We start from the raw sequence: 12,306 nt of genomic DNA, 5'->3' as shown, positions 1-12,306 counted from the left end.
GGGCGGCGCGGCGCGCGCCCCCTCGCGCGATCGCCCCCGCTCAATCCACGTCCTCGACGTCCGCCGTCGTGCCGTACACCCGCTGCGCGAGCGCCGCCTCCATGAACGGATCGAGGTCGCCGTCGAGCACGTCGTCGGGGCTCGTCGACTGTGTTCCCGTGCGCAGGTCCTTCACTAGCTGGTATGGCTGGAGCACGTAGGAGCGGATCTGGTGGCCCCAGCCGATGTCGGTCTTCGAGGCGCTCTCGGCGTTGGCCTTCTCCTCGCGCTTCTTCAGCTCGGCCTCGTAGAGACGCGCGCGCAGCATGTCCCAGGCCTTGGCCCGGTTCTTGTGCTGGGAGCGCTCCTGCTGGCAGGCGACCACGATGCCGGTGGGGAGGTGCGTGATGCGCACGGCGGAATCGGTCGTGTTGATGTGCTGGCCGCCGGCGCCGGAGGCGCGGTACGTGTCGATGCGGCAGTCGCTCTCGTTGACCTGGATGTCGATCCGGTCGTCGACGACGGGGTAGACCCACACCGAGGCGAAGGAGGTGTGCCGGCGCGCGGCGGAATCGTAGGGCGAGATGCGCACCAGCCGGTGCACGCCCGATTCGGTCTTGAGCCAGCCGTAGGCGTTGTGGCCCTTGATCATCACGGTCGCGCCCTTGATGCCCGCCTCCTCGCCCTCGGCGATCTCCATCACCTCGACCTTGAAGCCGTGCTTGTCGGCCCAGCGCATGTACATGCGCTGGAGCATCTGGGCCCAGTCCTGGCTCTCGGTGCCGCCGGCGCCGGAATGAACCTCGAGGTAGGTGTCGTTCGCGTCCGCCTCGCCCGAGAGCAGGCTCTCGACCTGCCGGCGCTGCGCTTCCGCCTCGATGCCGCGGATGGCGGCCTCGCCCTCCTGCACGGTCGCCTCGTCGTCCTCGGCGCCGCCGAGTTCGATGAGCGTGATCGCGTCGTCGAGCTCCTGCTCGAGGCGGGTGATGGCCGCGATCGAATCCTCGAGCGTGGTGCGCTCGCGCATCAGCTTCTGCGCGGCCTCGGGGTCGTTCCAGAGTTCGGGGTTCTCGGAGGCGGCGTTCAGCTCCGCGAGGCGGCGTTGTGCGGTATCCCAGTCAAAGATGCCTCCTCAGCAGCCCTATGGACTGCTTGGCGGTCTCGACCAGCTGTTCGATCTCGGCGCGCATGGGCCCTCGAAGCTCGGCTGTGGCGGGGTGAAACGGCGGCGCGGCCCGTCGGGGCCGCGCCGCCCGGTGATATATGGAAGGCGGCTCGGGTGTAAACCCGGGCCTCGGCTCACGCCGCCCGGGTCATGTCCTCCGCCTGCGCCTCGAACAGCCGGCGGTACACGCCGTCGGGCAGGCCGAGGAGCGCGCCGTGCGGCCCCTCCTCCACGATGCGGCCGCGGTCGAAGACGAGGATGCGGTCGAGCGTGCGCACCGTCGACAGACGGTGGGCGATGACGATCGCCGTGCGGCCCTTCATCAGCCGCTCCATCGCCTCCTGGATGAGCCGCTCGCTCTCCGAATCCAGGCTCGAGGTCGCCTCGTCCAGGATCAGGATCGGCGCGTCCGCCAGGAAGGCGCGGGCGAGCGCCACGCGCTGGCGCTCGCCGCCGGAGAGCTTCACGCCCCGCTCGCCGACATGGGTCTCGTAGCCCTTGGGCAGACGAGCGATGAAGTCGTGGGCGTTGGCGAGCCGCGCCGCGGCCTCGATCTCGTCCGGCCGCGCGCCCGGGCGCGCGTAGGCGATGTTCTCGGCGAGCGAGCGGTGGAACAGGATCGGCTCCTGCGGCACGATGGCGATCTGCCCGCGCAGGGAGGCCTGCGTCGCCGCCGCCACGTCCTGCCCGTCGATCGCCACCCGCCCCGCCTCGATGTCGTACAGGCGCTGGATCAGCTTGACGAAGGTCGACTTGCCCGAGCCCGAGCGCCCGACGAGCCCCACCCGCTCGCCGGGCGCGATGCGCACCGAGAGATCCCGGAAGAGCGGCGCGTCGTGGCCCTTGTAGTGGAAGGTGACGTCCTCGAAGGCGATCTCGCCGCGGGAGATCGCGATCGGCTGCGCGTCCGGCCGATCGACGACGCCCAGCGGCGCCTGCATGATGGCAACGAGCTCCTCCATCTCGTTCACCGACTGGCGCAGGTTGTTGAGGTGCATGCCGACCTCGCGGAGGTACCCGTTCACGACCAGGAAGGCGGTCAGCACGTAGGCGATGTCGCCGGCGGTGGCCTGCCCGCGCCACCACAGCCACAGCGCGATGCCGAGCACCGCCGCGCGCAGCACGACGAGGATCGCGAGCTGCGTGCTCCAGGTGGTCGAGTAGCGCATCCAGGCGCCGCGGGTGCGCGCGCGCCACTTGTCGAGCAGCCGCTGGAGCCGCACGTCCTCGCGGTCCTCGGCGCCGAAGGCCTTGACGACGGCGTTGCAGCCGATCGCGTCGGCCAGCAGCCCGCCCATGCGCGTGTCCTGCGCGTTGGCGAGCCGCGCGCGCGGCGCGACCCAGCGGCTCGACAGGAGCGCGACCGTGCCGACGTAGGCGATCGCGCCCACGAGCACCACCGCGCCCATGATCGGCCATTGCACGCTCATGAGCAGGATCGTGCCCACCAGCACCACGGCGGACGGCAGGAGCGCGACGAGCACGGTGTCGCTGAACGTGTCGATCGCCCAGATGCCGCGGGTGATCTTGCGCACGGTCGAGCCCGCGAAGTTGCTCGCGTGCCAGTCCGACGAGAAGCGCTGGACGCGCGCGAAGCTCTCGCGGGCGACGTCGCTCATGACGAAGATCGTCAGCCGCTCCAGGCCGCGGAAGGCCTTGTGGCGGAAGGCGACGGAGACAATGCCGAGGACGACGGTGGCCACGAGCGCGAGGAGGGCCGCTCGGCCCGCACCGGGCGTCTGCGCGCCGAGCGCGACCGCGTCGATGATCCGCCCGGCGAAGTACGGGACGGCGATCTCGGCGAGCGTCGAGAGGATCATGCCGCCGACGATGACGAGCGTGGCGGTCAGCCGTCGGCGCCAGTGAGAGGCGACGAAACGGACGATGTCGCGCAGCGGGTCGCCGCGACGTTCGGTACGGAGGGACATCGATGCTTCCGGCCGCGGGGGCCGGCTCCTGACGGACGAGGCGGGCGCGAGGCGCGCCGCCCGGAATTCGGATCGAGTGCTGCGATGAGAATGGCCGGACGCGTGGTCCGCGGTCCGGCGCGGGCTCAGCGAGGGATCCGGTCCCTGAAGGTCCGATCCGTCGAGGGCAGCGCCGGGAGGATGATCTTGCACACGTCCATGCGCACCTCCCGATCCGTCAGGTTTCGACGGCGGCGTTCGTACACGAGGCGGCAGCCCAGGGCAAGACACCTATGTTGCAGCGGGCCGCCAGCCGCGCGCGAAAACGCCCACTTCCCCCGCGCGCGCCGCTTCTCTAGGCTCGCATCTCCCGTACCGCAGCGCAGCACCGCCATGATCGACGCCGTCACCACCGAATGGGCGAGCCAGCTCGGCCGCTGGATCCACGTCATCGCCGCCGTCGCCTGGATCGGCTCGTCCTTCTACTTCATCGCCCTCGACCTCTCGCTTCGGAAGCGCGACGGCCTGCCGAAGGGCGTGGGCGGCGAGACCTGGCAGGTGCACGGCGGCGGCTTCTACCGGATGCAGAAGTACCTCGTCGCGCCCCCGGAACTGCCGCGCGAGCTGACCTGGTTCAAGTGGGAGAGCTACGCCACCTGGCTGACGGGCTTCTTCCTGATCGTGTGGATCTACTACGTCCAGGCGGACCTCTACACCGTCGACCCGGCGAAGCTCGCGCTGGCGCCCTGGCAGGCGGCACTCCTGGGCATCGGCGCGCTGGCGTTCTCCTGGGTCGTCTATGACGGGCTGTGCAAGTCGCCGCTCGGCCGCAACGACGTCGCACTGGGCGCGGTGCTGTTCGCCTTCATCATCGCGATGAACGTGGCCTTCCTGCAGGTCTTCTCGGACCGCGCCGCCTTCCTGCATACGGGCGCGATGATCGCGACGTGGATGTCCGCGTCCGTCTTCCTCGTCATCATCCCCAACCAGAAGATCGTCGTCGCCGACCTGATGGCGGGGCGCGAGCCCGATCCCGCGCTCGGCAAGCAGGCCAAGCAGCGCTCGCTGCACAACAACTACCTGACCCTGCCGGTGCTCTTCCTGATGCTCGGCACGCACTACCCGCTCGCCTGGACGAGCGCGTACGCCCCCGCGATCGTCGCGATGGTGATCGTCTCGGGCGCGCTGGTGCGCCACTTCTTCAACACGATGCACGCGGGCAAGGGATACGTCTGGTGGACCTGGGGTGGCGCGGCGGCGGCGCTCGCGGTGGCCGCATTCCTGTCGGTCGCCGGGCGGCCGAGCTTCGACACCGTCGACTGGAACGCCGGCGCCGATCGGCCGGAGGCCCAGACGGCCGCCTTCCAGGAAGCGATGCTCGTCGTCCAGGGGCGCTGCGCCATGTGCCACGCCACCGAGCCCGCCTGGCCGGGCCTCGCCTCGCCGCCCAAGGACATGCGTTTCGAGAGCCCCGACGACATCCTGCGCCACGCCGGCGCCATCCGCGCGCAGTCGGTCCTCACCGACGCGATGCCGCCCAACAACATCACCGGCATGACCCCGGACGAGCGCCGCCTCGTCGCCGCGTGGCTGGAGGAGGTTTCGGCGCGCTGAGGTCGCACGCCCCGCGATCGGCCGCAGCCTTGCGCCGGCCGCATGCCCGGGCCGCATGGGCGTCCGCGCGCGTGCGTTCGCGCGCCGGCTCCGCTAGACGGTGGGGTGACGGATAGGGCGTACGAGGAGGAGAGACGGGTGGGCAGCTTCCTGGCCGAACTTCGCGGCGGCTTCGCGAAGATGGCGCCCTCCCGCTTCCCCTACCTGCGCTTCCTCGCGGCCCTCCTGCTCGGCGCGCTCGGCGGATGGGTCTTCTACCGAGCCGGCCTGCCGCTGCCCTGGATGCTCGGCCCGATGACGGTCTGCACGCTCGCGGCCCTCGTGCGCGCGCCGATCGCCGCGCCGGCGGTCGTGCGCCCGCCGATGAGCGCCGTCATCGGCGTGCTGCTCGGGGCCGCGTTCACCCCGGACGTGATCGGCCGCCTCGACGAGTGGGTGATCTCGACGATCGGGCTCGCCGCGTTCGTCGCCGTCTCGGGTCTCGTCGTGGTGGCCTACTTCCGCATCGTCGCGCGCTTCGATCCGGTGACGGCCTACTTCTCCGGCATGCCCGGCGGGCTCGTCGAGATGGTCATCGTGGGGGAGGCGAAGGGCGGCGACGGGCGCACCATCGCCTTGATCCACTCCGCACGCATCCTGCTCGTCGTGATGACGCTGCCGTTCCTCATCCAGTGGGTAGAGGGCGTGTCGCTCGGCGCCCGCCCTCCGGCGGGGCCCTCGATCCTCGACGCGCCGCTCTCGGCGGAGGCGTGGATCCTCGTCTGCGGCCTCGCCGGCGCCTTCCTCGGCCACGTCCTGCGGCTCCCCGCCAAGGTCCTGCTCGGCCCGATGCTGGTCAGCGCCGGCGTCCACGTGACCGGCGTGAGCGACTTCCAGCCGCCGGTGGAGATCGTCGCGGGCGCGCAGGTCGTGCTCGGCGTGACGATCGGCGCGCGCTTCCTCGGCACGCCGCCGCGGGAGATCCTGCGCATTCTCGCGCTCTCCGTCGGCTCGACGATCCTGCTGCTGGCGATCACGCTGGCCTTCGCGAGCGTGGTCGGGAGGATCATGGGTCTCGGCACCGTGCCGCTGATCCTCGCCTACTCCCCCGGCGGACTCGCGGAGATGAGCCTCGTCGCCATCGCCGTGCAGACGGAGGTCGCCTTCGTCGCGGCCCATCACATCATCCGCATCGTCCTCGTCATGGCCGGGGCGGGGCCGGTCTTCGCGCTCATGAACCGGGATCGCTCGGGGAAGACCTGAGCGCGCGCTCGGCATCGGCGCGCGCGGCGGCGACGCTCGCGGCGTAGCGCACGACCGGGGGCTTGAGCCCGACGCGGGCGAGGAAGCGGCGCAACTCCGGCCGCGCGCCGGCGATCACCACGATCGCCCCTCCCCCGCGCACCCGCGCGACGAAGCCTTCGAGCTCGTGCGCCGCCGAGGAATCGACGAGCGGGACCGCGGAGAGGTCGAGTACCACCGCCGGAGGCACCCGCCCGATCCGCTCCAGCGCGGCGGCGACCGTCGAGGAGGCCGCGAAGAAGAGCGGGCCGGTGAATCGGTAGACCATCACGTCACGCCCGCTCGCCGTCTCGCTCTCGTCGGGCTCGGACGTGGATCCCGTCTCTCCGCCTTCGACGCCCACCATCGTCGCCATGCGGTGCATGAACACGAAGGCGCCGAGCACGACGCCGACGAGGATACCCTCGGTGAGATCCCGGAAGACGACGACGAGGAAGGTGGCCAGCAGCACCACGGACTCCGAGCGCGAGCGGCGCAGGATCGCCGCGAACTCGTGCTTCTCCGCCATGTTCCAGGCGACGAGGACGAGAACGCCCGCGAGCGCGGCGAGCGGTACGTGCGACGCGAGCGGCGCCGCGGCGAGCATGAAGCCGAGCAGGAAGCCCGCGTGCAGGATGCCCGCCACCGGCCCAACCGCGCCCGAGCGCACGTTCGTCGCCGTGCGCGCGATCGTGCCGGTGACGCACAGGCCGCCGAACAGCGCCGAGCCGATGTTGGCCACCCCCTGCGCCACGAGCTCCATGTTCGAGCGATGGCGACGCCCGCTCATCCCGTCGGCCACCACCGCGGAGAGCAGCGATTCGATGCCGCCGAGGAGCGCGATGGCGAAGGCGTCCGGGAGGACCTCGATCACCCGCTCCCAGGAGATCGCGGGAAGCGACGGCGCGGGCAGGCCGCCGGGGATGCCGCCGAAACGCGTGCCGATCGTCTCGACCGGCAGGTCGAACGCGGCCGTCGCTGCCGCCGCGAGCGCCACCGCGATCAGCATGCCCGGCGCGGTGGGCGCCAGGCGCTTCACGCCGACGATCACGGCGATCGTCGCCGCAGAGAGCGCGATCGCGAGCGGGCTCGCGCTCCCCGCCGCGGCGACGAGCGCCCCGAGCTTGTCGAGCACGGGGCCGGGCTCCGGCCCCGCGAGCGTGATGCCGAAGAGATCCTTCAGCTGGCTCACGAAAATGATGGCCGCGATGCCCGCCGTGAAGCCCACGATCACCGGATGGGGAATGTAGCGGATGTAGGTGCCGAGCCTGAGCGCACCGAGCGCGACGAGGATCAGCCCGGCGATCATGGTGGCGAGGAGGAAGCCGTCGAAGCCGTGGCGGGCGATGATGGCCGCGACGAGCACGATGAAGGCGCCCGCCGGCCCGCCGATCTGGTAGCGCGAGCCGCCCAGCGCCGAGACGATGGCGCCGCCGACGATCGCCGCGTAGAGTCCGCTCTCGGGGCTCGCGCCCGATGCGATGGCGATGGCCATCGACAACGGCAGCGCGACGATCGCCACCGTCAGCCCCGCGAGCGCGTCGCGCCCGAGCGCCGCGCGCCCGTAACCCTCGCGCAGCACCGTCACGAGCTTGGGCGTGAAGTCCCTCGGCCAGGCTCGGTGTCGTTCGTCCTGCGGCTCGATCATGTGCAACGGCCGTGCTCCCCCTCGCGGCCGTATCATGGCACGACAACTGCCTCTTTCGCAGGTGCGTCGTGCGGCCCGTCCGCTTCGGCATTGCCGCGCGGCCCGCCCCCTCCCTATGATCGCGGGCGAACGAGGAGGTAGAGCCGATGACCAAGGCGATTCGGATCCATGCCGTAGGCGGGCCTGAGGTGATGGCGCTGGAGGAGGTCGAGATCGGCGCGCCCGGGCCGGGCCAGGCGCGCGTGAGGCACACGGCGATCGGCGTCAACTTCATCGACGTCTACTTCCGCACCGGCGCCTACCCGGCCCCCCTCCCCTTCACCCCGGGCAACGAGGGCGCGGGCGTGGTCGAGGCCGTCGGCGAGGGGGTGAGCGACCTCGCCCCCGGCGACCGCGTCGCCTATGCCGCAGGGCTCGGCGCGTATGCGCAGGCGCGCCTCATCGACGCCGACCGGCTCGTGAAGATACCCGACGGGATCTCGGACGAGCAGGCCGCCGCCATGATGCTCAAGGGCATGACGGCGCAATACCTGCTGCGGCGCACCTACCGCGTGAAGGCGGGGGACACCGTGCTCGTCCACGCCGCCGCCGGCGGCGTCGGGCTCATCCTGGTGCAATGGGCCAAGCACCTCGGCGCGACCGTGATCGGGACGGTCGGCTCGCCGGAGAAGGGCGAACTCGCCCGCGCCAAGGGCTGCGACCACGTCATCGACTATACCGCGGAGAGCTTCCCCGAGCGCGTCGCCGAGATCACGAAGGGCGCCAAGTGCCGGGTCGTCTACGACGGCGTCGGCAAGGCGACCTTCCCCGGCTCGCTCGACTGCCTCGCCCCGCTCGGCATGTTCGCGAGCTACGGCTCGGCGTCGGGCAAGGTCGAGGCGTTCGACATCGGGCTCCTCGCCCAGAAGGGCTCGCTCTTCGCCACGCGGCCGACGTTGTTCACCTACGTCGCCAAGCGCGAGGACCTCGTCGCGACCGCGCAGGACCTGTTCGACGTCGTCGCGAGCGGCGCCGTCGAGATCCCGGTCCACGGCCGCGCGGCGCTCGCCGACGTCGGTGACGTGCATCGCGCGCTCGAAGGGCGCAAGACCACCGGCGCCACCGTCCTCACGCCCTGAGATCGCCACGACCTTGGCCGACGCCGCTCCCGCCTCCACCGCTACCTCCTCGCCCGCCCCCGTCACCCTCGGCGACGGCACGCCCGCGCTGGTCTCCCTGCGCGGCGTCTCGAAGCGCTACGGCGACCTCCTCGCCAACGACGGTGTCGACCTCGCGCTGGCGCCGGGCGAGATCCACGCGCTGCTCGGCGAGAACGGCGCCGGCAAGTCGACGCTGGTCAAGATCCTCTACGGCGTGATCGAGCCGACCGCGGGCGAGATCCTGTGGGAGGGACGCCCGGTCTCGATCCCCTCACCCGTCGCGGCCAGGGCGCTCGGCATCGGCATGGTGTTCCAGCACTTCTCGCTGTTCGAGGAGATGACGGTGGCCGAGAACGTCGCCGTCGCCCTCCCCGATCGCGCCTTCGACGCGGTGCGCACCGAGCTCGCGGAGGTCTCGCGCGGCTGGGGCCTCGCGCTGGAGCCCGACCGCGCGGTGTGGACGCTCTCGGCGGGCGAGCGCCAGCGCATCGAGATCGTGCGCTGCCTGATGCAGAAGCCGCGCCTGATCGTGCTCGACGAGCCGACCTCGGTGCTCACGCCCCAGGAGAGCGAGCGGCTGTTCGAGACGCTCACCCGCCTGTCGGACGCCGGCACGGCGATCCTCTACATCTCCCACAAGCTCGAGGAGGTGCGCCGCCTGTGCCGGGCGGCGACGATCCTGCGCGGCGGCAAGGTCGTCGCGACGCTCGACCCGCGGGCGAGCAGCGCCCGCGAGATCGCGGCCCTCATGGTCGGCAGCGAGGTCGGCGAGGTGCGGGCCCACCTCTCCAAGGGCGCCGGCGAGGAGGTGCTGCGGGTGGAGTCCCTCTCGCTGCCGCCGGAGGCGCTGCACGGCAAGCCTCTCGTCGACGTCGCGCTCTCGGTGCGCGCGGGCGAGGTCGTCGGCATCGCCGGCGTCGCCGGAAACGGCCAGAGCGAGCTCTTCGCCGCGCTGTCCGGCGAGCGGCTCGCGCCGAACGCCGGGGACGTCGTCGTCGCCGGCACCGGCGCCGGACGGCTCGGCATCGACGCGCGCCGGCGGCTCGGCGCGGCCTTCGTGCCGGAGGAGCGTCTCGGCCACGCCGCCGCGCCGAGCCACGGGCTGTCCGACAACACGGTCCTCTCCCATCACGCCACGAGCGGGCTCGTGAAGGCCGGCTTCGTCGCCTTCTCGGAAGCCGCGCGGATCGCGCGCTCGGTCGTCGCGCATTTCGACGTGCGCACGCCGTCGGACGACCCCGCCGCACGCAAGCTCTCGGGCGGGAACCTGCAGAAGTTCGTCGTCGGGCGCGAGATCCTGCGCGGGCCGACGCTCCTCGTCGTCGACCAGCCCACCTGGGGCGTCGACGCCGGCGCCGCGCGCCTCATCCGCCAGGCGCTCGTCGACCTCGCCGCGAAGGGAGCCGCCGTGCTCGTGATCAGCCAGGATCTGGACGAGCTGTTCGAGATCGCCGACCGCATGGCGGTGATCTCCGACGGGCGCCTCTCGCCGCTTCGCCCCGCCTCCGCCTGGACGCGCGAGGCGATCGGGCTGGAGATGATCGGCGCGCACGACGAGGCCGACGCGGCGCTGGCGCGGGAGCCCGCCTGATGCGCATCGAGCTGATCCCCCGCACCGATCCCTCCCCCGTCGCCCGCGCGCTGGCGCCGCTCGCCGCGCTCGTCGTCGCCTTCCTCGTCGCGGGGCTCGTCGTGGCGCTGATGGGCAAGTCGCCCGTCTCGGCCTTCGAGGTCTACATCCTCCAGCCGCTCGGCGACCCCTGGTCGCTGCGCGCCATGCTGGTGAAGGCGACGCCGCTGATCCTGATCGCGATCGGCCTGTCCTACTGCTTCCGCGCCGGGCTGTGGAACATCGGCGCGGAGGGGCAATTCGTCATGGGGGGCATCGCCGGCTCGGCGCTGGCGCTCGCCACGCACGGCAGCGATCCCGGCCCCTGGCTCCTGCCGGCGATGATGCTCGCCGGCATCGCCGGCGGCGCGGCCTGGGGAGCGGTTCCCGCCTTCCTGAAGGTGCGCTTTGGCGTGAGCGAGATCCTCACCTCGCTCTTCCTCGTCTACGTCGCCGAGCTCTTCCTCGACTGGCTCGCCCGCGGCCCCTGGCGCGACCCCGGCGGCTTCAACTTCCCGCAATCCGTCGTCTTCGAGAGCGCGGCGCGCCTGCCCGAGATCCCCGGGCTCGACCGCGTGCACGTCGGCGTCGTCTTCGCGGTGATCGCGGTCGTGATCACCGCGGTGGTGCTCGGCCGCACGCTCTTCGGCTACCGCCTCAAGCTCACCGGCGACGCGCCGCGCGCCGCGCGCTTCGCGGGTTTCGACGCCAGGCGCACGACGCTGATCGTCTTCCTGATCTCGGGAGGCCTCGCCGGGCTCGCCGGCATCGCCGAGGTGTCGGGCCAGATCGCGCGCGTCATCCCGGACATCTCGCCCGGCTACGGCTTCACGGCGATCACGGTGGCCTTCCTCGGCCGGCTCAACCCCTGGGGCATCCTCGCCGCGGGGCTGGTGCTGGCGCTCACCTTCATCGGCGGCGAGAACGCGCAGATCCTGCTGCGCCTGCCCTTCGACCTCACGGTCGCCTTCCAGGGCCTCGTCCTCCTGTGCGTGCTCACGGCGGACGCGCTGGTGAGCTATCGGCCGAGGCTCGTGAGACAGGCGGGGGCGCGCGCATGACGACGTTCGAGGCCATTCTCTTCACCATCGTCGCCGCCTCGACGCCGCTCCTGATCGCCGCCATCGGCGAGCTCGTGGCCGAGCGCGCCGGCGTCCTCAACCTCGGCGTCGAGGGCATGATGGCGATGGGCGCCGTGTGCGCCTTCGCCGCCGCCTTCACCTTCGATTCGACGCTCGTCGGCATCGCCATGGGCATGCTCGCCGGCGGGCTGATGGCGGCGCTCTTCGCGCTCGCGGTGCTGGGCTTCGCGGCGAACCAGGTCGGCGCGGGGCTGGCGCTCACCATCTTCGGGCTCGGCCTGTCGGGCCTCATCGGCGCGCCCTTCGTGGGGCAGACGCGCCCGCGCGTCGAGGAATGGCCGATTCCCGTCCTGTCCGACCTGCCGCTCGTCGGCCACGCGCTGTTCTCGCAGGACCCGCTCGTCTACGTCGCCTTCGGCCTCGTCGCCGGCGTCGCCTTCTTCCTGGCGCGCACGCGCACGGGCCTGCGCCTGCGCTCGATCGGCGAGAACCACGTCTCCGCCCACGCGCTCGGCCTGCCGGTCCTGAGGATGCGCGTGTACGCGGTGATCTTCGGCGGCCTCTGCGCCGGGCTCGCGGGCGCGTATCTGTCGCTCGTCTACACCCGCTTCTGGTCGCCGAACATGACCGCGGGGCGCGGCTGGATCGCGGTGGCGCTCGTCGTCTTCGCCGCGTGGCGCCCGACGTGGGCGCTCGTCGGGGCGCTCGTCTTCGGCACGGCGACCGTGCTCCAGCTCCACGCCCAGGCCGCCCAGGTCGCCCTCCCCTCGCAGCTTCTCGCCGCCGCGCCCTACATCGCGACGATCCTCGCGCTGGTGCTGCTGTCGATCCGCAGGGGCCGGGCCGTGGGGGCGCCGGGGTCGCTGGGGACGCCGTTCGTGCCGGATCGCTGACCCGCGGAGG

The 12,306-nt window shown here is 72.0% G+C and carries 9 protein-coding genes; 6 read left to right on the top strand and 3 right to left on the bottom strand.

Annotated elements, in window-relative coordinates:
- Positions 1 to 40: 40 nt before the first annotated feature.
- Both prfB and AB9M23_RS05440 read right to left on the bottom strand, forming a co-directional pair.
- Positions 41 to 1,169 (bottom strand): peptide chain release factor 2 gene (gene prfB / locus AB9M23_RS05445; RefSeq protein WP_372423149.1). Its coding sequence is split into 2 segments (ribosomal slippage): positions 41 to 1,099 and positions 1,101 to 1,169, totalling 1,128 coding nucleotides; the frame shifts between segments, so codons are not numbered across the junction.
- 109 nt (positions 1,170 to 1,278) lie between these two features.
- Complete coding sequence (locus AB9M23_RS05440; RefSeq protein ID WP_372423147.1) at positions 1,279 to 3,072, bottom strand: ABC transporter ATP-binding protein; 1,794 nt, start codon at positions 3,070 to 3,072, stop codon at positions 1,279 to 1,281.
- 372 nt (positions 3,073 to 3,444) lie between these two features.
- On the opposite strand from AB9M23_RS05440, the gene AB9M23_RS05435 reads away from it, so the two are divergent.
- The gene (locus AB9M23_RS05435; protein WP_372423145.1) at positions 3,445 to 4,665 is read left to right on the top strand and encodes a urate hydroxylase PuuD; all 1,221 of its coding nucleotides are present in this window, start codon (positions 3,445 to 3,447) and stop codon (positions 4,663 to 4,665) included.
- 138 nt (positions 4,666 to 4,803) lie between these two features.
- Positions 4,804 to 5,907, top strand: coding sequence for an AbrB family transcriptional regulator (locus AB9M23_RS05430; protein ID WP_372423144.1), 1,104 nt, complete (start codon positions 4,804 to 4,806; stop codon positions 5,905 to 5,907).
- Here the strand turns inward: AB9M23_RS05430 and AB9M23_RS05425 are convergent.
- Complete coding sequence (locus AB9M23_RS05425) at positions 5,876 to 7,573, bottom strand: SulP family inorganic anion transporter (protein ID WP_372423142.1); 1,698 nt, start codon at positions 7,571 to 7,573, stop codon at positions 5,876 to 5,878. The genes AB9M23_RS05430 and AB9M23_RS05425 overlap by 32 nt on opposite strands.
- A 146-nt stretch (positions 7,574 to 7,719) precedes the next feature.
- On the opposite strand from AB9M23_RS05425, the gene AB9M23_RS05420 reads away from it, so the two are divergent.
- The 4 genes from AB9M23_RS05420 to AB9M23_RS05405 are packed head-to-tail and all read left to right on the top strand — an operon-like array spanning position 7,720 to position 12,296.
- A complete protein-coding gene (locus AB9M23_RS05420) occupies positions 7,720 to 8,691 on the top strand; it encodes a quinone oxidoreductase family protein (RefSeq protein ID WP_372423140.1) in 972 nt (323 codons plus the stop codon).
- Between the two features lie 13 nt (positions 8,692 to 8,704).
- A complete protein-coding gene (locus AB9M23_RS05415; RefSeq protein ID WP_372423139.1) occupies positions 8,705 to 10,303 on the top strand; it encodes an ABC transporter ATP-binding protein in 1,599 nt (532 codons plus the stop codon).
- Complete coding sequence (locus AB9M23_RS05410; RefSeq protein WP_372423137.1) at positions 10,303 to 11,382, top strand: ABC transporter permease; 1,080 nt, start codon at positions 10,303 to 10,305, stop codon at positions 11,380 to 11,382. Before AB9M23_RS05415 ends, AB9M23_RS05410 begins: the two co-directional genes overlap by 1 nt.
- Entirely contained in the window at positions 11,379 to 12,296 is a 918-nt protein-coding gene (locus AB9M23_RS05405) for an ABC transporter permease (protein ID WP_372423135.1), read from the top strand. Before AB9M23_RS05410 ends, AB9M23_RS05405 begins: the two co-directional genes overlap by 4 nt.
- Positions 12,297 to 12,306 lie beyond the last annotated feature (10 nt).

The sequence above is a fragment of the Salinarimonas chemoclinalis genome (genome assembly GCF_041514305.1).
GTDB classification, from domain to species: domain Bacteria; phylum Pseudomonadota; class Alphaproteobacteria; order Rhizobiales; family Beijerinckiaceae; genus Salinarimonas; species Salinarimonas chemoclinalis.
This window is presented reverse-complemented; position numbering and strand designations above follow the sequence as displayed.

What these genes read in the sequence shown, in the direction of transcription:
- AB9M23_RS05440 (WP_372423147.1), bottom strand. Translation starts at nt 3,072, where the DNA reads ATGTCCCTCCGTACCGAACGTCGCGGCGACCCGCTGCGCGACATCGTC.
- AB9M23_RS05435 (WP_372423145.1), top strand. Translation starts at nt 3,445, where the DNA reads ATGATCGACGCCGTCACCACCGAATGGGCGAGCCAGCTCGGCCGCTGG.
- AB9M23_RS05425 (WP_372423142.1), bottom strand. Translation starts at nt 7,573, where the DNA reads ATGATCGAGCCGCAGGACGAACGACACCGAGCCTGGCCGAGGGACTTC.
- AB9M23_RS05420 (WP_372423140.1), top strand. Translation starts at nt 7,720, where the DNA reads ATGACCAAGGCGATTCGGATCCATGCCGTAGGCGGGCCTGAGGTGATG.
- AB9M23_RS05410 (WP_372423137.1), top strand. Translation starts at nt 10,303, where the DNA reads ATGCGCATCGAGCTGATCCCCCGCACCGATCCCTCCCCCGTCGCCCGC.
- AB9M23_RS05405 (WP_372423135.1), top strand. Translation starts at nt 11,379, where the DNA reads ATGACGACGTTCGAGGCCATTCTCTTCACCATCGTCGCCGCCTCGACG.